At 47.4% G+C, this 19,683-nt stretch carries 23 protein-coding genes; 20 read left to right on the top strand and 3 right to left on the bottom strand.

The window, feature by feature from the left end; all coding sequences use genetic code 11:
* The first annotated feature begins 22 nt into the window (after nucleotides 1-22).
* The 10 genes from def (at nucleotide 23) to spoVM (ending at nucleotide 9,209) form a co-directional block, all read left to right on the top strand.
* Complete coding sequence (def, locus tag AC58QD_RS03035) at nucleotides 23-508, top strand: peptide deformylase (protein ID WP_497329843.1); 486 nt, start codon at nucleotides 23-25, stop codon at nucleotides 506-508.
* Nucleotides 509-513: 5 nt separating this feature from the next.
* Complete coding sequence (gene fmt / locus AC58QD_RS03030; protein ID WP_497329841.1) at nucleotides 514-1,509, top strand: methionyl-tRNA formyltransferase; 996 nt, start codon at nucleotides 514-516, stop codon at nucleotides 1,507-1,509.
* Complete coding sequence (gene rsmB, locus AC58QD_RS03025; protein WP_497329839.1) at nucleotides 1,506-2,987, top strand: 16S rRNA (cytosine(967)-C(5))-methyltransferase RsmB; 1,482 nt, start codon at nucleotides 1,506-1,508, stop codon at nucleotides 2,985-2,987. The genes fmt and rsmB overlap by 4 nt, the downstream gene beginning before the upstream one ends.
* A gap of 88 nt (nucleotides 2,988-3,075) precedes the next feature.
* Nucleotides 3,076-4,182, top strand: coding sequence for a dual-specificity RNA methyltransferase RlmN (gene rlmN, locus AC58QD_RS03020; protein WP_497329837.1), 1,107 nt, complete (start codon nucleotides 3,076-3,078; stop codon nucleotides 4,180-4,182).
* A gap of 5 nt (nucleotides 4,183-4,187) precedes the next feature.
* Nucleotides 4,188-4,985, top strand: coding sequence for a Stp1/IreP family PP2C-type Ser/Thr phosphatase (locus tag AC58QD_RS03015; protein WP_497330074.1), 798 nt, complete (start codon nucleotides 4,188-4,190; stop codon nucleotides 4,983-4,985).
* Nucleotides 4,982-7,060, top strand: a complete 2,079-nt coding sequence (gene pknB / locus AC58QD_RS03010; RefSeq protein ID WP_497329835.1) for a Stk1 family PASTA domain-containing Ser/Thr kinase — start codon at nucleotides 4,982-4,984, stop codon at nucleotides 7,058-7,060. The genes AC58QD_RS03015 and pknB overlap by 4 nt, the downstream gene beginning before the upstream one ends.
* Nucleotides 7,060-7,971 carry a ribosome small subunit-dependent GTPase A gene (gene rsgA, locus AC58QD_RS03005; RefSeq protein ID WP_497329833.1) on the top strand — a complete coding sequence of 304 codons (912 nt, stop codon included), beginning with the start codon at nucleotides 7,060-7,062 and terminating at the stop codon, nucleotides 7,969-7,971. The genes pknB and rsgA overlap by 1 nt, the downstream gene beginning before the upstream one ends.
* Before the next feature lie 3 nt (nucleotides 7,972-7,974).
* Nucleotides 7,975-8,643 (top strand): ribulose-phosphate 3-epimerase, encoded by a 669-nt coding sequence (gene rpe, locus AC58QD_RS03000; protein WP_497329831.1) that lies wholly within the window; start codon nucleotides 7,975-7,977, stop codon nucleotides 8,641-8,643.
* Nucleotides 8,640-8,915, top strand: a complete 276-nt coding sequence (locus AC58QD_RS02995; protein ID WP_497329829.1) for a hypothetical protein — start codon at nucleotides 8,640-8,642, stop codon at nucleotides 8,913-8,915. The genes rpe and AC58QD_RS02995 overlap by 4 nt, the downstream gene beginning before the upstream one ends.
* A gap of 213 nt (nucleotides 8,916-9,128) precedes the next feature.
* Nucleotides 9,129-9,209, top strand: coding sequence for a stage V sporulation protein SpoVM (spoVM, locus tag AC58QD_RS02990; protein WP_127584398.1), 81 nt, complete (start codon nucleotides 9,129-9,131; stop codon nucleotides 9,207-9,209).
* Nucleotides 9,210-9,365: 156 nt separating this feature from the next.
* Here spoVM and rpmB read toward each other — a convergent pair whose 3' ends face one another.
* Nucleotides 9,366-9,554, bottom strand: coding sequence for a 50S ribosomal protein L28 (rpmB, locus tag AC58QD_RS02985; protein ID WP_477541947.1), 189 nt, complete (start codon nucleotides 9,552-9,554; stop codon nucleotides 9,366-9,368).
* A gap of 178 nt (nucleotides 9,555-9,732) precedes the next feature.
* Between rpmB and AC58QD_RS02980 the strand changes: the two genes are divergently transcribed.
* From AC58QD_RS02980 to AC58QD_RS02960, 5 genes are all read left to right on the top strand, one after another.
* Nucleotides 9,733-10,092, top strand: a complete 360-nt coding sequence (locus AC58QD_RS02980; RefSeq protein WP_497329827.1) for an Asp23/Gls24 family envelope stress response protein — start codon at nucleotides 9,733-9,735, stop codon at nucleotides 10,090-10,092.
* Nucleotides 10,093-10,107: 15 nt separating this feature from the next.
* Nucleotides 10,108-11,937: a DAK2 domain-containing protein gene (locus tag AC58QD_RS02975; RefSeq protein ID WP_497329825.1), complete on the top strand. Its 1,830-nt coding sequence runs from the start codon at nucleotides 10,108-10,110 to the stop codon at nucleotides 11,935-11,937.
* A gap of 56 nt (nucleotides 11,938-11,993) precedes the next feature.
* The gene (locus AC58QD_RS02970; RefSeq protein ID WP_497329823.1) at nucleotides 11,994-12,854 is read left to right on the top strand and encodes a DegV family protein; all 861 of its coding nucleotides are present in this window, start codon (nucleotides 11,994-11,996) and stop codon (nucleotides 12,852-12,854) included.
* Nucleotides 12,855-12,874: 20 nt separating this feature from the next.
* Complete coding sequence (gene recG / locus AC58QD_RS02965; RefSeq protein WP_497330072.1) at nucleotides 12,875-14,923, top strand: ATP-dependent DNA helicase RecG; 2,049 nt, start codon at nucleotides 12,875-12,877, stop codon at nucleotides 14,921-14,923.
* A 97-nt stretch (nucleotides 14,924-15,020) separates the two neighbouring features.
* Nucleotides 15,021-15,308 carry a stage VI sporulation protein F gene (locus AC58QD_RS02960; protein WP_497329821.1) on the top strand — a complete coding sequence of 96 codons (288 nt, stop codon included), beginning with the start codon at nucleotides 15,021-15,023 and terminating at the stop codon, nucleotides 15,306-15,308.
* Between the two features lie 98 nt (nucleotides 15,309-15,406).
* Here AC58QD_RS02960 and AC58QD_RS02955 read toward each other — a convergent pair whose 3' ends face one another.
* Entirely contained in the window at nucleotides 15,407-16,102 is a 696-nt protein-coding gene (locus AC58QD_RS02955; protein ID WP_497329819.1) for an SOS response-associated peptidase, read from the bottom strand.
* A gap of 188 nt (nucleotides 16,103-16,290) precedes the next feature.
* On the opposite strand from AC58QD_RS02955, the gene AC58QD_RS02950 reads away from it, so the two are divergent.
* From AC58QD_RS02950 to AC58QD_RS02930, 5 genes are all read left to right on the top strand, one after another.
* A complete protein-coding gene (locus AC58QD_RS02950; RefSeq protein ID WP_497329817.1) occupies nucleotides 16,291-16,503 on the top strand; it encodes a hypothetical protein in 213 nt (70 codons plus the stop codon).
* 285 nt (nucleotides 16,504-16,788) lie between these two features.
* Nucleotides 16,789-17,091: a LysM peptidoglycan-binding domain-containing protein gene (locus tag AC58QD_RS02945; protein ID WP_497329815.1), complete on the top strand. Its 303-nt coding sequence runs from the start codon at nucleotides 16,789-16,791 to the stop codon at nucleotides 17,089-17,091.
* A 199-nt stretch (nucleotides 17,092-17,290) separates the two neighbouring features.
* Nucleotides 17,291-17,497 carry a DUF896 domain-containing protein gene (locus AC58QD_RS02940; protein ID WP_497329813.1) on the top strand — a complete coding sequence of 69 codons (207 nt, stop codon included), beginning with the start codon at nucleotides 17,291-17,293 and terminating at the stop codon, nucleotides 17,495-17,497.
* A gap of 21 nt (nucleotides 17,498-17,518) precedes the next feature.
* A complete protein-coding gene (locus tag AC58QD_RS02935) occupies nucleotides 17,519-18,052 on the top strand; it encodes a hypothetical protein (protein WP_497329811.1) in 534 nt (177 codons plus the stop codon).
* Nucleotides 18,053-18,082: 30 nt separating this feature from the next.
* A complete protein-coding gene (locus AC58QD_RS02930; protein ID WP_497329809.1) occupies nucleotides 18,083-18,871 on the top strand; it encodes an HAD family hydrolase in 789 nt (262 codons plus the stop codon).
* Nucleotides 18,872-18,940: 69 nt separating this feature from the next.
* On the opposite strand, the gene AC58QD_RS02925 is transcribed toward AC58QD_RS02930, so the two are convergent.
* Nucleotides 18,941-19,483, bottom strand: a complete 543-nt coding sequence (locus AC58QD_RS02925; protein WP_497329807.1) for an acireductone dioxygenase — start codon at nucleotides 19,481-19,483, stop codon at nucleotides 18,941-18,943.
* Between the last annotated feature and the right edge of the window lie 200 nt (nucleotides 19,484-19,683).

Here is a 19,683-nt window from a genome sequence, read left to right as displayed (position 1 = left end):
AAGAGTGAAAGGGAGTGTTGAAATGGCCATACGTATCATTGTAAAAGAACCGGATCCGGTATTAAGAGAAAAAGCCATTCAAGTAACGAAATTCAATTCCAACCTGCATAAATTATTAGATGATATGGCAGATACTATGTATGACGCAGAAGGAGTAGGTTTGGCTGCACCCCAAATCGGCATCCTTAAGCGTGTAATCGTGATTGACGTTGGCGATGATAACGGTCTGATCGAGATGGTCAATCCGGAGCTTGTTCATAAAGAAGGCGAGCAATTCGGTCCGGAAGGTTGCCTAAGTATCCCGGGACTTACTGGTGATGTGAACCGTTCTCTTACTGTTACGGTGAGAGGGCAGGATCGCAATGGGGAGCCAATCGAGTACACGGGGTCGGAGCTTCTGGCTAGAGCGTTCCAACATGAACTGGATCATTTGAACGGGGTTTTATTCACGGATCTTGCGCAAAGCGTATACAGCAGTGCGGATCGCAAAGGAAATGACGAGGAGTGAGGCGGATGAACATAGTGTTCATGGGGACGCCTGAATTCGCTGTTCCTTCTCTTCAGACATTATTACGTGAAGGATATAATGTGGTTGGCGTTGTTACGCAGCCCGATCGTCCTAAGGGACGCAAACGTGAGCTTGCGCCTACGCCGGTCAAAGCAGAAGCCCTTATTCATGGAATTCCTGTCCTGCAGCCTGCAAAGCTGAGAGACCCTGCCAGCGTCCAAGAGCTTGCCGCTCTGCAGCCGGATCTTATTGTCACAGCCGCATATGGGCAGCTATTATCCAAAGCCGTGCTTGCGCTTCCGCAGCACGGTTGTATAAATGTCCATGCGTCCTTGCTTCCCAAATACCGCGGAGGAGCACCCATTCACCATGCCATTATGAAGGGTGAGTCTGTTACCGGGGTTACGATTATGTACATGGCGGCAGGACTCGATACCGGCGATATGATTAGCCGTGTTGAAGTGCCGATTGGTGATGACGATACGACAGGCTCGATGTTTGAGAAGCTTAGCTACGCAGGCGCGGATCTGCTTAAGCGTACACTTCCTGCTCTGTTAGCAGGTGACCTGCAAGCTGTACCCCAAAAGAACGAGGAAGCTACTTATGCATCGAACATCAGCCGCGAGGATGAACGGATTCAATGGGAGCGAACCTCTCTTGAGCTGTTCAACCATATTCGCGGCTTGAATCCTGATCCGGGTGCTTTTACGACTTATGAGGGCCAAATATTCAAAGTATGGACATGTCAAAAGCCTGATTCGAATGAGTCAAGCGGGGTAAAAGCCAGCTTGAATCACAATCAGCCTGGTACGGTGCTCCAGATGACGGACGCGGGCATTGAGGTTCAGACGGGATCTGGCACGATATGGCTTACAAGAGTTCAACCGGCTGGCAAGAAAGCGATGGAAGTAGCCGAGTTGCGCCGAGGCTTGATGATTCCGGCAGGAACTATACTAGGTGCGGAATCGGCCGCAGCTTCATCAGAAGGGAACAAGGAATGAATCGTACGACGGACTCAAGCAAGACTAACTCAACGAAACGTTTGAATAATCCGGGGACGGCCGCAAACTCCGCTAAGCAGGGAACACAAGCAAAATCGGGCAATACGGGTAAACCAAGTAATAATAATTCTACCAGACCTAAGACCGCTCGCGAGCTCGCAATGGAGATTCTTACCCGGGTTGAGCAGGAGCAGGCTTACAGCAACTTGCTGTTGAATCAAACCTTGCTGAAGCACCCGTTAGAAAGAGCAGATACTTCACTTGTGACCGAGCTCGTATACGGTACGATCCAGCGTCAGAATACACTTGATTATTTGTTGTCCAGATTCGTGGCCAAAGGTGTGCAAAAGCTTGAGCCTTGGGTGCGCAGCTTGCTGAGAATGAGTTTGTATCAAATCCTTTATTTGGATCGGATTCCGGAACATGCCGTTGTGAACGAGGCAGTTAATTTGGCTAAGCGCAAAGGGCATAGCGGGATTTCTGGCATGGTGAACGGTGTGCTTCGCAATGTCCTTCGCCACCGGAACGAGCTGGTTATACCTGCTGGACTTCCCCCAGTTGAACGGATTGCGTTGACTCATTCGCATCCGCAGTGGATGGTGTCTGCTTGGATAACCCGCTTCGGCGAAGAGATCGCGGAACGCATTTGTGCAGCTAATAACGAAGCACCGAATGTCAGCATCCGGGTTAATAGGCAACGAAGCAACCGCGATCAATTGTTACAACAATTATCGGATGAAGGGATCTCAGTTCGTCCCTCCAAACTGGCACCTGCTGGGATCATTGCAGAGAATGTCGGCAACATAGCCTTTACATCCTTGTACAAGGAGGGACTTGTATCCATACAAGATGAGAGCTCGATGCTCGTTGCTGAGGCTGTTAATCCTGGTCCAGGCATGCGGGTGTTGGATTGCTGTGCGGCACCTGGCGGCAAGACCGCTCATATGGCTGAACGCATGCAGGACCGCGGACAAATCATCGCAGTTGATGCACACGAGCATAAACGATTGCTAATAGAAGAACAAGCTCAGCGACTCGGTCTGCACTGCATTGAGACACTTACCGCAGACGCGCGGGAGCTGCCGCAGCGATTCGCGCAAGCCTCCTTCGATTATGTATTGCTGGACGCTCCTTGCTCTGGTCTTGGCGTGCTTCGGCGTAAGCCTGATCTGAAATGGAGCAAGCAACAAGAAGAGGTACATTCGGTCTCCATATTACAGAATGAGCTTCTTGAAAGTGCCAGCCAACTCGTAGCTCACGGCGGTGTAATGGTGTACAGTACTTGCACCCTTATGTCAGAAGAGAACGAGCAGACAGTGAATCACTTCCTTCAGACGCATCCTGATTTTGTATTAGATGCTATGCCTGAAGCCCTTTCTCATCTCCCGGGCAGCAGTCTTGGGATGATAACTATTTTGCCATGTGATTACGGTTCAGACGGGTTCTTCATAGCAAGGATGCGCCGCAAAGCCGATTAACTTTAGCTATTCCGTAAACTATGATAAACTAAGAAAGATATTCAGCGATTTTGTACAAGAATAGAAACTAACTACGGGTAGTGATTAGATGAGTGAAGAACAAAGATTGAAGCCATTAAAACCGCTTGCTCCCCATATACCGGAGAAACCGTTTGTGTATGACTACACCCTTGAAGATTGGCAAGCTTGGGTGAAGGACAACGGCGAACCGGTTTTTCGTGCAGGACAAATATTCGACTGGCTGTATGTAAAGCGTGTAACGACATTCGAAGAGATGTCTAACTTGTCCCGCGACTTGCGTGATAAGCTTGCCCGTCAGTTCGAATTCGTCTCGATGACAGAAATCGCGAAGCAGGAGTCCAAGGACGGAACCGTCAAATTCTTGTTTGAGCTTCAAGACAAGAATGCGATTGAGACGGTCGTGATGAAACATAATTACGGCAACAGCGTATGTGTAACAACACAAGTTGGTTGTCGGATCGGTTGTACGTTCTGTGCATCGACCCTCGGTGGACTAAAGCGTAACTTGTCCGCTGGTGAAATCGTGGCCCAAGTTGTGAAGGCGCAGCAGACGCTCGATGCTAAAGGCGAACGGGTCAGCAGTATCGTAATAATGGGAATTGGCGAGCCGTTCGAGAATTATGACGCGATGATGAAATTTCTGGGCATTATGATACACGAGAAAGGTCTGAACATCGGCCAACGGCATATAACCGTTTCTACGAGTGGAATTGTTCCGAACATTTACCGCTTTGCGGATGCAGGAACGCAGATTAATCTGGCGATCTCCATCCATGCGCCTAATGATGAACTTCGCTCTAAGCTGATGCCGGTTAACCGCAGATACCCGTTTCAAGACTTGGTCGATGCTTGTAAGTATTACTTAAATAAGACAGGCCGTCGGATTACCTTTGAATACGCGCTAATGGGGGATGTCAACGATAAGCCCGAACACGCGGAAGAGCTTGGAACTGTGCTGAAAGAAATGCTTCCGTTATGTCACGTCAACCTGATTCCGGTCAACTTTGTATTGGAGCGGGATTTCAAACGTACGGATCGCAACGATATATTCGGGTTTCAACGTATTCTTGAGAAACACAAAATTCCTGCTACAATACGCAGGGAGCATGGAAGCGACATAGCGGCCGCATGCGGTCAGCTGCGCGCGAAGCATTTGGAGTCAGGGGTGAAGTGAGAACTATGCTAACGGCCTATCGAACGGAGATTGGGAAGGTCCGTTTAATTAATGAAGATCGTGCAGCCGTCCATAACGGTTTAAACGGCTTCACCCTCGCCATTGTGGCTGACGGTATGGGAGGACACCAAGCAGGAGAAATTGCTAGCAAGATGGCGGTTGATTTGATTCAATCGCACTTGCTTAGTCTACATAACGTATGGGACGAAGCAACTCGGCCGCAAGCGATTCGAAGAGCGATCGTTCATGCCAATGAGACGGTCTTTGAGTTTGCCTCGAATCAGCAGCGATTCTATGGAATGGGAACGACTGTAGTAGCTACACTGGCCTCTAGCAAGGATATGGCTATTGGTCATATTGGCGACAGCCGAGCATATTTATGGAAAGCAAGCCTTAAGGACAAAGCCAAGGGAGTTAGCGCGCTGCATCAAGTGACAGAAGATCATTCTCTTGTAAATGAGTTAATTAGAACAGGACAGATTACTCCTGCAGAGGCGGGCACCCATCCCCGTCGTAATGTGCTTACTCGTGCTTTGGGTACAGAGAAACAGGCAGAAGTCGATGTGATGCAGCTCTCCTGGCAACAGGGGGATATATTGATGTTATGCAGTGACGGGTTGAGCGGACTTGTAAAGGATTCTGTTATGGAGCAAGTGTTAGGTCAAGATAAGGATTTGGAATGGAAAGCAGACGAACTCGTCCGACTTGCCTTAGACGCAGGCGGAGACGATAACATAACCGTTGTATTGCTTGAGAATAAAGAACTGAACAAATCCACGAAAGACAGGGGGGTTGATGAATGATCGGTCACGTGTTGGGAGGACGCTATGAGATCTTAGAGCGGATTGGCGGAGGCGGCATGGCATTGGTATACAAAGGCCATGATATCCTGTTGAATCGGAAAGTTGCGGTCAAGGTGCTTCGCCAGCAATACGTGCACGATGAAGAGTTCATACGCCGTTTTCGCCGTGAGGCGCAAGCTGCCGCGTCCCTGTCGCATCCTAATGTGGTCAGTATCTATGATGTGGGCCAAGAGGATGAAATCCATTATATCGTGATGGAGTACGTTGAAGGTAAGACACTCAATGATGTCATTATTGAAAAAGCACCTATGCAGGTGGAAGATGCGATTCGGATTGCTAGTCAAATTTGCGATGCGTTAGACCATGCCCATCATAACCAAATCATCCATAGGGATATTAAACCTCATAATATATTAATGGGGAAGAACGGACGGGTTAAAGTTACAGATTTCGGTATTGCCCGTGCCGCGGACTCTTCTCAGCTCACACAGACCGGCTCGGTGGTTGGTTCTGTGCACTATTTCTCGCCTGAACATGCAAAAGGTACGTCGACCGGGGCCAAATCAGATATTTATTCTCTCGGGATCGTATTGTATCAGATGTTGACAGCCAAGCTTCCTTTCTCAGGCGAAAGTCCGATTAGTGTCGCATTGAAGCATTTGCAGGAAAATGTAGAGGATCCCCGCAAGGTGAATCCGCTTATTCCGCAAAGTGTGGAGAACATGATTCTGAAGTCGATGCGCAAAAATCAGGACGAACGCTACCAGTCTGCCAAAGAAATGCTTAAGGATCTGGAGACCTGCTTGCTGCCTGAGCGCCGTAACGAACCCAAGATCATCTTTGCCGGCGATGAGGATGATGACGAGAAGACTCGTGTATTGCCTGCCATCAAAGGAGACATGTATAAACGGAGTGACCGTTCAAGCGGTTCATCCGAAAGCGGCGATGGTGAAACATCTAAGCGTAAAAAGCGGTGGATCAAACCGACCATTTGGGGAATCGTCATTTTACTTGTGCTATTAGGTTTATGGTATGCAGTTGGCGCGGTGAAGGCTATGATCACCGTACCTGAAGTAGATATTCCCAACGTAGTGTCGATGAACGTCGTTGACGCGGAGAAAAAACTTCATGACCTGGATTTGAAGACAAAGATCGTTCAGGAAGTCAATAAAGATGTAGCCAAGGATATAGTAATCTCACAAAATCCGCCTCCTATGCGCGTAAAGGTTAAAAACGAAGTCGTCCTATATGTAAGCCTGGGTGCAGAGAAACTGAAAATGCCCAAATGGGAGGGCGAGAAATACAACGATATATTGAAGACCGAGCTTGTTCGTCTAGGCATTAATCCAACCCAGGTAACGCCTGAAGAAATATTCGGGGCGGAGGAGCCTGGCACCATTATTAAACAACTTCCTGCAGTGAATGAAGAATTCGATCCGAAGACGGTTCAGATCAAACTAACGATCAGTAAAGGCCGTGAACAGTTCGTGATGGAAGACTTGTCTGGTTTGACGGAGATTGAAGCAACCTCGAAAGCTACGACATTAGATCTCAAGCCGATTGTAGAGAAAGCGCCCACTTATAAGCAGCCCAAAGGCAAGGTGTTTGACCAATTCCCGTTCAAGAACAAGGATTTGGTAAGCAAGGGCCAAGAGATCAAAATTTTCGTCAGTAGTGGATATCCACCTGAGGCGAAGGAAGTAACGAAGTCGAGGACAATCTCTCCAGCAGTCAAAGGCAAGGAAAGCACAGTCAAGATCGTGTTCAGTGATGCTCGCGGCGACAATATTGATTGGGGTTCTCGTAAAATAACGGATGCTCAGTCATTTGATGTTAACCTCGTGCTGTCACCTGAAAAAGACGGTACTATCCAATATTTCGTAGATGGCAATCGAATTGATATGGAGACCGTACCTTACAAGCCGGTAACAGGTGGAACTGGAAGTCCCGCTCCGACGGGGTCGGTAACGCCAACACCAACTCCATCCGGAACACCCAAACCAAGCGCAACTCCATCCGGATCCAAAACGCCTTCACCTAGCCCTACACCAAGTGGTACAGGGGGCCGAAGTTAATGCCAGAAGGATTAATAGTCAAGGCATTAAGCGGTTATTATTATGTTCAGCCGGAAGAGGCTAATTCGGAGTCTGTTCAGTGTAGAGCGAGAGGTATTTTCAAGAAAAAAGGTATTTCCCCGCTAGTAGGGGATCGTGTTCTGTATGAGCGGACTGAGAATGGGGAGGGCATGGTCGATGAGATCTTGCCTCGATCTACCGAGCTTATCCGTCCCCCCATAGCGAATGTGAATATGGCAGTACTGCTGTTCTCGACAATAGAGCCGAGTTTGAATCTGCAGCTGCTGGATAAGTTTCTTGTTCATACCGAACGTGCCGGTCTTGAGACGGTTATTTGTTTGACGAAGCTTGATCTGCTTGCTCAATTGGAGGAGACGATTGTTACTACAGATATGAACCTGGAGCAGGCCAAACAATTATATGAGAAAATCGGCTATCAAGTTATTATTACAAGCTCTATAACTGGAGAAGGCCTGGACGCGGTCCGGACCGTCTTGTCGGGACGCATCAGTGTATTCTCAGGGCAATCGGGCGTAGGCAAGTCCTCTTTACTCAATGTAGTCGTTCCGGGCTTGAAGCTGGAGACGGACGCGATCAGTATGAAGCTCGGCAGAGGGAAGCATACGACCCGTCATGTGGAATTGTTCCCGCTAGCCGGCGGCGGGTTCGTTGCGGACACGCCTGGATTCAGCCAACTCGATTTCTTGCAGCTTGAACCGGAGGAGCTGTCTGCATGTTTCCCTGAGATGCGCAGGATTAGCGGGGGCTGTAAATTCCGAGGCTGCCTGCATCAACAGGAGCCTGGCTGCATGGTGCTGGATGCCCTGGAGAAGGGTAATATAGCAGCTAGCCGTTATCAGCATTACAGCTCATTTCTGATTGAAATGAAGGAGAGGAAACGGAGGTACTAAACTATGGTGTACTTGGCTCCATCGATACTATCCGCAGATTTCTCCCGTCTTGGGGATGAGATTCGCGATGTTGAGCAAGGTGGGGCAGATTGGCTTCACGTGGACGTCATGGATGGACATTTTGTGCCGAATATTACACTTGGGCCCCTTGTGGTTCAAGCCATTCGGCCCCACACGAAGCTTCCGCTGGATGTCCATTTAATGATCTCGAACCCAGATGCCTATATCGAAGCGTTCGCACAAGCCGGAGCGGATTATATTTCCGTTCACGCAGAGACATGCCCTCATTTGCACCGGACGATTCAGCATATTCATGCACAAGGGGTGAAGGCTGGCGTCGTGCTTAACCCCGCTACACCTCTATCTGCGCTCGACTATATCCTCCATGATGTAGAATTAGTTTTACTAATGACGGTTAATCCGGGATTCGGCGGTCAGAAGTACATCCCGTCGATGACACGCAAAATTGCGGCGTTACGTACTATTCTCGAGGAACGCGGTCTGTCGCATGTGTATTTAGAGGTTGACGGCGGTATCAATGCGGAGACGGCGCGTGAGGCGACCCAAGCTGGTGCGAACGTGCTGGTGGCCGGCAATGCGGTATTCGGAACAACGGATCGCAAAGAAGCAATGATGAGAATACGGGGCAAAGAGGAGTCGAATCAATCATGATCAAAACATTATGGCTGCTGCTATGGAGTTTCTTGGCCGGCCATCTTTTGTTAATCTTCTCTTGGAGTGACTTTTCTATTTTCCGATATATTTACTCTTTGGGTGCGTTGTTTATCGGTATTTATTTTTTCAAAACCTACGAGTCCAAATGGATGCGAATTAACTTCGTTGTTGTGGCTATCTTATTTTATTTCATTTTGACCGTTGTCTATGTAATTGTAGGTAAAATCCCGATCATTAACCTGGAGCCTCCTGGCCTCGAAATGGAATAGATGGTCCGTGAAGACATGTTTGCGCATTATAAGGCATACTAATAACTACAAGCCCCTAAGCTATGTAGTTATTTTTATTTTGTGGGCAGGCACATTTGCCCGTCATCCTGAATAGGATGGAATAAATGATGTTTACGAAGTGCGTTTCGATGGAAGGGTAAGATTTTGCTTATGAGGTGAAAATACTTCGTAAATGCTTAAGGAGGGGTAGAGGTGAAATTTTATACGATCAAGCTACCGAAATTTTTGGGCGGTTTCGTGAAAGCCATTCTAGGTTCCTTCAGCAAAAACTAACTCCAACATAGGATTGTGTTGCCGTCCAATTGATAACCAGCATACTTAAAAAAGAGTTCCGCGCTCCGTGGTGAGCAAGGGATTAAAGCGCAAAAAAAGCACCTCCAAGGAAGGTGCTTTTTGTCTATGCATGGTACGGTGAAACTGTTAGCATAATTACACGCGAACGAGTTTGCCGGACTTTAGAGCACGAGTGCTCACATACACGCGCTTCGGTTTACCGTCCACGAGGATGCGTACCTTTTGTACGTTCACTCCCCAAGTGCGCTTGGTTTTGTTGTTAGCATGGGAAACGTTGTTGCCTTGGTGAGGGCCTTTTCCTGTAATAAAGCATTTGCGGGACATATTAAAACACCTCCTAACCGTAACTTCAAGTACTGCTGATAATATTCCGAAAACATACTTTAATATAATAGCATAACCGCTTTCAGATAGTCAATGAAAAGAGATGCATCAGTTGCATTTATTTCTTAGGTCGATTATAGTAAAATGAAAATAGCTAACATCGTAAGGAAGGATGGTCATGCCGATGCAAATCAAGAGTGACTTGGGGAATGTGCACATTTCGAATGATGTGATTGCCGTGTTAGCTGGTTCAGCGGCTCTGGATTGTTATGGTCTTGTTGGCATGGCTTCACGCAAACAACTGAAGGACGGTATTGCCGAACTTCTGGGGCGTGAGAATTTGAGCCGCGGTGTTGAAGTGCGCACCGAGCAAGAGCACGTACATATCGACCTTCATATTGTGGTCAGTTATGGGACCAAGATTTCGGAAGTTGCGCATAATGTGCAGTCGAAGGTCAAATACGTTATGAATGAAGTAGTCGGACTACGCGTCGATTTCGTAAATATAATTGTTCAGGGTGTCCGAGTATCGCAATAGGAAGGGGAATTTTTCTTGAGTAAGCGCTTTAATTTGATTAACGGGTCTGATTTCACCCAGATGGTAATCCTCGGGGCAGAGAATTTAAACGCGAATGTAAGCATGGTCAATGCGTTAAATGTGTTTCCTGTCCCGGACGGAGATACCGGTACTAACATGAATTTGACCTTGACTTCAGGAGTGGAGGAACTTAAGAAAAAAACTTCATCTCATATCGGTAAATCCGCCGAGGCGCTCTCGAAGGGTCTTCTTATGGGTGCCCGCGGGAATTCTGGAGTAATCTTATCCCAATTGTTCCGAGGCTTGGCGAAGTCGATTGCTGACCAAGGAGAGATCAATGCTGCGCAATTGGCAGCGGGTCTTCAGAACGGGGTGGATACGGCCTATAAGGCAGTCGTTAAGCCCGTTGAGGGAACGATTCTTACGGTGGCTAAGGAAGCAGCCAAGCATGCTGCGGTAATCGCAAGGCGCAATATCGATGTGTTAGGATTGATGATTGAAGTTTTGTCCAAAGCGAAGGAAGCACTAGCCAAGACGCCGGATCAGCTTCCTGTATTGAAGCAAGTTGGAGTAGTAGATGCAGGTGGACAAGGTCTTGTATGCATATATGAAGGGTTCGTAGCCTCTTTACAGGGAAAAGGAAGCTTACAGCCTTCCACTTCTATCTATACCCCTGGTACCAACAATAACACTGCTGCTGAATCGATCCAGAAGCCTGCTTCGACTCTGCACAATAAAGCTGTTCATATGCCCCGCAGCGCACAAGCGCAGTTATCTACAGAGGACATTGAGTTCGGCTATTGCACCGAATTTATGATTCAACTCGTGGAAGGCAAGTCTGCGGAATGGGTTTTTGATGAACTAGGATTCCGTACTGAGTTAGAAAAGCATGGAGATTCTGTGCTTGTTGTAGCGGATGATGATCTGGTCAAGGTGCATCTGCATGCTGAATTGCCTGGTGATGTGCTAACGCTAGCTCAACGTTATGGAGATCTGATTAAAATAAAGATTGAGAACATGCGTGAGCAGCATACGCATCTGCTTGTGGAAGATGCAGATGTGAAAGAAGCATCGCGACATGGACAAGACTCTTACCGTTCAGGGACTTCCACTGGAGGAGCTCTGCAAGCTTCACAGGCAACAGCTTTGATTGCAAACACAGATGATTCTGCCTCAAGCAGCTCCGATGTTCCTTTTGGCTTCGTTGCTGTATCTATGGGTGGAGGAATCGCTGCGATTCTCGAAAGCCTCGGGGCAGATGTTGTTCTTTCAGGCGGACAGACGATGAATCCTAGCACGGAAGATATCGTTAACGCCGTACAGCAAGTTTCGGCGCGAACCGTGTTCGTCCTCCCGAACAATTCGAATATTATAATGGCTGCTCAGCAAGCGAAGGATCTGGTTGACAAGGAAGTCATCGTAATCCCTTCTAAGACGATTCCGCAAGGAATGTCTGCATTGCTTGCTTTTCAGGATCAAGCAGATACCGGGAAGAATACAGATGCTATGCTCAAAGCGATTGCGGGCGTGCAATCCGGACAAGTGACATATGCTGTGCGTGATTCCCAGATCGACGGGTTGGATATTAAGCAAGGGGACTACTTAGGCATTCACAATAACAAAATTGTAACTTCGACACCGAACCTAGGGCAAACATGCCAGGCACTTCTGGATTCTATGGCATCCGAGGGCGGGGAGATCATCACCATCCTGGCTGGCGAAGACGCAGAGACAGATACGACGAATGAACTTGTGGACTGGCTAGGACAGGAATATCCGAATGCCGAGGTAGAAGTACATCATGGCGGACAACCGCTTTATTATTATATATTTGCTGTGGAGTAACAGGGACAGAAATGGATATGAATCCATGAAGATGAATTCGAATGGGGGAACTGCAGATGGCTAACATTCGGATCTTAACCGACAGTACGGCAGATATTCCTGAGTCGGTCCGTAAGGAGTACGGCATCGAGATGGTGCCGCTTAAGGTTCATTTCGAAACAGAGACGTATTATGATGCTGTAACGATCCAGGCAGAGCAGTTCTACGAGAAGCTAGCTGCCGCCTCTAAGCTGCCAACAACCTCCCAACCTTCACCGGTGGATTTCTTAGAGGCCTATAAGGGCGCTGATGAAGCAGCTGCTTCAGATGAGGCAGTCATTGCCATTACACTGTCAGCCGCTATGAGCGGAACTTATCAATCGGCAGTACTCGCGAAGTCATTATTGGACGAGCAGCTTGATGTGACAGTTATTGATTCCAAGTCGGCTTCGTATGGGATCGGGATGCTTGTTGTTGCAGCGGCTAAGGCTGCTCAGGAAGGCAAGAGCAAGACGGAGATCGTGGAACTTGTTCAAAAGCTGCGTGCTGGGACTAAGATTTATTTTCTGGTCGATACGTTGGAATACTTGCAAAAGGGTGGTCGAATCGGCAAAGCGTCGGCTGTGCTTGGCTCATTGCTTAACATTAAACCGATCTTGACAATTGATGGAGAAGGTCAAGTAGCACCAGTAGATAAAGTGCGCGGTCAGAAGAAGGCTATTGCTCGCATTATTGAATTATTAAAAGAAGAGTTCGGAGACTCGGAGATAGTGGCAACTGTCGCTCAAGCGAAAGCATCCGAATCGGCGCAAGAATTCGCCGAGCAGCTCCAAGGACAGTTGAATATTATTCATACGAATTTCACGACGATTGGCCCCGTAGTAGGAACTCATACCGGTCCCGGTGCGTTGGCCGTGTTCGTAACTCGAGCAGAATGAACAGACAGAGCACATTCGGAATGGATTTGAATGTGCTGCCGCTCACGCAGGTGCGAGGAATTAGCCAGCCCAAGGCCAAAGAGCTGGCAGCGTTCGGAATTAACTCGGTCGGGCAACTGATCGAGTATTTTCCGTTCCGATATGAGGATTATCGCATCCGTGAGTTGGCAGACGTTAGTGACGGGGAAAAGGTAACGGTAGAAGGAAGTCTGTATAGCGAACCGGTCCTTCAACGTTATGGACGCAGTAAATCGAGGCTCTCGATTCGAGTATTATGCGGGTCTCAAATCGTGACGGCAGTCTGGTTTAATCGTCCTTTTCTGAAGGAGAAGCTCATAGCAGGGCAAGCTATTGTGTTAACCGGCAAATGGGATCAAGGACGCAAACAGCTAACCGTGTCAGAGTCAGAATTTCCTGGTGCTGCCACTGCGAGGTCTGGCACTCTGCAACCTGTCTATTCCGTGGGTGGCGCGTTAACCCAGGCGTGGATGCGCAAGGTGATTGGACAGGCGCTAACGCAGTATGAAACGATGATTCCTGAAGTATTGCCTCAAGAGATCGTCAACTCTTATGGCTTCATGGCTCGACGATTAGCTGTTCACGCTCTGCATCATCCTGAAGAAATAGAAGCGGGACAAGAGGCGAGGCGGCGGATGGTTTATGAAGAGCTGTTCTTTTTTCAGCTGAAGATGCATGCTTTTCGCGCCATCCAACGAAAACGAACGGACGGAGTGGCACATCAATTTGATAATGAAGATGTAAGACAGTTCGTAAGAGGGCTGCCCTTCACCTTAACCGAATCGCAAAAAAATGTCATTGCAGAAATTTTACACGACCTGAAACAGCCTTATGCCATGAACCGGCTCTTACAAGGTGATGTTGGCGCTGGGAAGACGGTTGTTGCCGCAGCAGCGCTGTTCGCAGTTGTAAAGGCTGGCGGGCAAGGTGCGTTAATGGTGCCTACGGAAATCCTCGCAGAGCAGCACAATCGATCATTGGAACGTTTGTTCTCTCCATATGGATTGCAAGTCGGATTGCTAACCGGGAGCTTAACGGATCGTCAGAGGCGAGAAGTGATCGCTTCACTACATATGGGAATAATTGATGTTGTCGTCGGTACACATGCGCTAATTCAAGAGGACGTAATGTTCCGAAGCTTAGGCCTAGTCGTTACCGATGAGCAGCACAGATTTGGGGTCAATCAGCGCAGTATACTTAGGCGTAAAGGGTTAAATCCGGACGTTCTGACCATGACAGCTACCCCGATCCCTCGTACACTCGCTATCACTGCATTCGGGGACTTGGATGTGTCCACACTACGTGAGTTGCCCAAGGGACGGAAGTCGATCAAAACTTACGCGGTTGGTCACGAGATGCTTGAACGTGTGCTCGGGTTCATTCGCAAGGAAGTGGAGCAAGAACGTCAAGTATATGTCATTTGCCCGCTAATCGAAGAATCGGACAAGCTTGATGTGCAAAATGCGCTCGATGTACATGCACAGATGCGGCAAGCATTCCCTAAATTCAGTGTCGGGTTGCTGCATGGACGATTAACGACCGCGGAGAAAGACGATGTGATGAGAGACTTCGGTGAGAATAAGGTGCAGGTGCTGGTGGCTACCACCGTTATCGAGGTTGGGGTCGATGTTCCGAATGCTACGCTTATGGTGATTTATGATGCTGTTCGATTCGGCTTGTCGCAGCTGCATCAGCTGCGGGGACGGGTTGGCCGAGGAGAACATCAGTCTTACTGTGTGCTCATCGCTGACCCTAAGAACGAGACGGCGAAGGAACGAATGCGTGTGATGACGGAGACTAATGACGGCTTCGAGATTGCTCGGCGTGATTTGGAGCTAAGAGGTCCGGGTGATTTCTTCGGGACAAAGCAGAGCGGAATGCCAGAGTTTCGTGTAGCGGATCTGATGAGTGATTTCGAAACGATGGAATTGGCCAGAGACGACACGGCTAAGCTTGTAGCGAGAGAAGACTTCTGGACAAGCGCTGCATATTTGACGTTAAGAGAGTTTTTGCGCCGCGAGCAAGTGTTAGAAGGGGAGACATTGGATTAACGAGCAACGAGAAGAATTAGACTGAAGGACTTTTGATGACACGAAATGGGCGAATGCCGCATACAATGGAAAATGATCGTTTTCCGGAGGTGGAAGCATGAGCTATCAAAAGTATGGCATTGAACGGGAACTAGTAGAGCGAGTCAAGCTGAAGTTGAAAAACCCGCAAGTGAAAGAGCGTGTAAGGGCGATTCTTGACGGGGTCACCAAGTACGATTTACAGGATAAGGTCAGAGTCAGACAGTTGGTTGCTCAGCTATCTAAGGTATTGAATGAATCGCTAACTACTAAAAAATCGGAGCAAGTGGTGAGTTTCGTCATTGATACGAAGATTGATCCAAATAATACGTTCCATTTAATTAAGCTATGGGGAATGTTTCGATAAATGATCGAACGAATGTTCGCCATGTTCATATGTTGAGTTGTTGACCTTGCTGGTGTGCGCTTTTTGAGCGTCCTGGCAAGGTTTTTTAGTATTATTACTTATAATAAATGCTGCTCATCCTCCACTTCTTCCACACATTCGACAGAATCATTATTCACATTACCGACACTTGCAGATACACGGTAGGCTTTCATTTCGTCCGCTGGATAAGGTTTTAATAAGGTGAGGAGCTTCCGGGAATCGTGATTATTCCGATCCAGCCATGTGTCCTCGTCCTCCGGTCGAAGGATGACAGGCATACGTTCATGAATCGGGGCGATCAGAGCATTGGACTCCGTCGTAATAATCGCACATGTGCTCAGCTTACCTCCATCAGGCGTTAGCCATGTGTCATATAATGCAGCCATGCCGAACAGACCGCCGCTTTTTAGCAAGATCCGCATAGGCTGCTTTCCTCTGCCCGTCGAATTCTTCCTCCATTCATAGAAGCTGTCCGCAGGAATAATACAGCGCTTACGCTCCAGTGGGATTCGATACGAAGGCTTCTGGATTAATGTCTCCGCTCGCGCATTGATAATGCCGCTGCCGATCTTCTCATCCTTAGTCCATGAGGGGACAAGTCCCCATTTCAACTCACCGATCCGATTGGCTTGCCCGTCATGGATAACAGCCGTTATCATTTGACCAGGAGCTACGTTATATTTGGGGCGATGGAAAGGAAATGAAGTCCGGTTCATCGTGAATCTGACAACAAGTTCTTCAAGCGTAACCGTTATTGTAAATCGTCCGCACATCTGACATTACTCCTTTATGCCTTTTTACCAAGTCTTAATAACGCTTCTATTCATAATCTAGACTTTAATGACTGTAAGGTCAACCTTCCATAATCGCCCTATTGAAATGAGAATATATGTTCGGTATATTGGATATACTAACGAAATAGAACAAATGTTCTTAACTTGGTCAAAGTGGAGGAATGACTATGCTGAATCTAGAGCAGTATGTAGGAACAGTAGCGGAGCTCATCTATATGGATCGTGAGAAGCGCATTACACAACGACATGTCATGATCCGGAAGTGCAGCGATAAGATGCTTGAGGTATTCTGTTTGCAGCGCAAACAACCAAGAAGCTTGAGGATGGACGGTATTCTGGCCGTTCGGACTGTCAATGGAAAGGCAAAGCAGATTGGTTAATATCGATTCCGGCAAGCGAATTAATACACGAGAACAAACGTTCGAAAAAAGTGTTGACGCTAGTATCTGGTCGTGATATTATTATCTCAGATAAGAACAAATGTTCGGGAGTGATTTGAGATGATATATGTACCCAATTGTTCAACAACTAATAACAGTTCAGTTTCTGCTAGAGATTCTTTATCTGCACGAAACCACTCAACTTCAAGATATAACAACTTTTCTAAGACTTCGTCATCGTTCCGATCAATCAAAGTAATCCGCTTATTAATAATCTGCGCTGCAATGTTAGTAAGCTTCTTGACGGGAATTATCGTTCATGCGGTCTCAGGGACTGATGAGGTTCAAGCAGCATCCTTACATTCCGCCGCCTCCTCACAACTAGTCCCAACCTCTTCCGTTCAATCCGTTAACGATCCATCTTCCAAGCACAAGATTATAGTTCTTGAAGGTGACACATTGTGGTCTATTGCAGAGCTGCATGCACCTAAGGGTCAAGACATTCGCGCCTATATCCAGAAGCTCAAGCGTACTAATCAACTAAGCTCAAGCGCTTTACAAGCCGGAGATGTATTAGTACTTCCTTAATATGAACTATATATTGGAGAAGGATGGCAGTCTGCCATCCTTCTTTTGTATTTATTATGTACGCACCAATTAAATCAAAGTATAATACAATTCAGAGAAATCGCATTCGCTTGACAAGGGGAACCGATTAATGTCAAATTAAGAAGGACCCAAAGATGCATAATCTTATATAAAGACAGGCTCAAAGGAGATAATGATTATGATTACCGAACAAATGATCGCACGTATAAACGAACTGGCCCATAAGGCGAATTCGACAGGATTGACAGACGAAGAGATCGAGGAGCGTAACGAGCTTCGCAAAAAGTATATTGAAGCCTTTCGCACATCATTAAGGGCGCAACTAGACAATATTGAGTTTGTAGATGAACCTGACGGAAAGAAACGTCCAGATTCAGGTGAGTGATCGAATAGAGGAGGAGTCAGCATGTCCCGCCAATGGGCACGTATGGTAAAGAAGAACAAGAAGTTAGTCAATCAGAAGCGATTGAAGGAAGGGAAGAAGACGATCACTTCCGCAACAACAGGTGAAGAAATGGATGCCATTTATGGACGCAGTTGGTTTCTGCCTGCCTTGTTCGTTGCGGTATCTGCCTTTTTTGCTACAATTTCAATCGCCTTCTACGAAGCAGACACCCTGCTATGGGGGACGATTGCAGCCTATTTGGTATTAGGCTTCATCTATTATTTGCGTAAGCCTTATCTGAAGGTAGGGAAGAAGCAAGTAGCAACCAAGAAGTTGGGCGTCGAACGGTACTTACAGGCGGACGAGATCGAATCGATTGTAGTACAACCAGGAAGTGTAACCATTAACTTAAAAGCAAAAAACAAACGTTGGATATTCACTAAGTTCCAGAACTTATACAATATACCGGTGATGGCTGCCCGGTTGAAAACTTTTGCCCAGCAAAATCAAGTTCGTTATGAAGAAGATGGCTTGTCGGTGGACAAAGCGGGTTAGATTAAGAGATAAAAGGGGAAGCGGAGAAACATGGCGATAAGAGCGGTACTGTTCGATTTGGATGATACTCTGTTATGGGATGATCGCAGTGTGAAGGAAGCATTCCGCGCTACCTGCGAATATGCTGGGCGCGTAACGGGGCTTGATCCTGATGCACTGGAGGATGCGGTTCGCAAGGAAGCGAGAGCGCTTTACGAATCTTTCGATACATTTGCTTTCACGAAGAAAATTGGCATTAACCCGTTCGAAGGGTTGTGGGCGAACTTTACCGAAGGTGTGCAAGAAGAGTTCCGCAAGCTGCAGCAGCTTGCCCCAGGCTATCGCACAGAAGCATGGACACGCGGACTGAAAGCCTTGAATGTGGACGATTCCGAGCTTGGAAAGCAACTGGCCGAGATGTTTCCAGCCGAACGCAGAGCCAGGCCGATCGTGTATGACGAAACATTTCGAGTATTGGATGCGCTCAAAGGCAATTACAAACTGCTTTTGCTTACCAATGGTTCCCCCGATCTGCAGCAGGAGAAGTTAGACGGTGTTTCCCAACTGATATCCTATTTCGATCATATCATCATCTCCGGCACGTTCGGACAAGGGAAGCCTGCGGTAAAAATATTCCATCATGCGCTGGAATTGCTCGAGATATCACCTGAAGAGGGTGTAATGGTTGGAGACAAGCTGACAACAGATATATTGGGTGCGAACAGGATCGGGATGAAATCGGTGTGGGTCAATCGTCATGGCGTTAAGCGATCCGATGAAATTGTGCCTTTCTATGAGATCAATGATTTGGAACAATTGTACAAGATCTTGAATACCTGATGAAGAGAGAACCAATAAAACCCGCCATCTCCCAAGAGATTAGCGGGTTTTGTGCGAAAGTAGCGATCCTTACGCTTTTTGGAAGGAAGGGTCTGCAAACGGATGGGCGATCCAGCCCTCAGTCTCAATAAATAACCGGACCGCGACAATTTGCTTGTTATCCATCAGGGTGAAGAAATGAGGCTTGTGCTCAGGAACGGATATAACATCGCCGGCACCGAGCTCAACATCGAAGTAGCCGACATCGTCTGTGCCTTTAATGATGAATATTCCTCGCCCAGCTGTAATAGCGCGAACTTCATCTTCGGTATGCGTATGAACTTGCTCGAATTTCTTAAGGAGCTCAGGCAGATTAGGAGTCGCTTCTGACAGGGCGATAATGTCCCAGGTCAAGTAACCTCTGCGCCCGGCTAGATCGCGAATTTCTGTATCGAACGTTTTCAGTATCTCTGCCTTGTCTTCATCGGACAGAATGAATTGCTCTTGAAGATGCGCAGGGAGCTTGGAAGGATCCCAGTGCTCGTATAATACTTCTTGATTCTCAAGAAATTCTCTTACTTGTTGTTCATTCTGTATACGTTCATTCGTATTGCGGATGCGTATCTCAGCCATTGCAATCCCTCACAATCGGTTTAGTATAAATAATCATTAACAAATATTATAGACGATCTACACGTGGATGTCGATGGAACGGTATAAATAATACCTTCATTTCCGATAAGAAAAGTGTATATTATGTAACTTTCCGAAATTGCCCGATTCTGGTACACTAAAGGTTAAATTACTATGAGACTTGTTTACGTTATGAACTT

The sequence above is a fragment of the Paenibacillus sp. J2R1T-4 genome, assembly GCF_059692235.1.
Note: the sequence above shows the minus strand (reverse complement) of the source record. Positions and strands in the feature narration are given on the sequence as shown.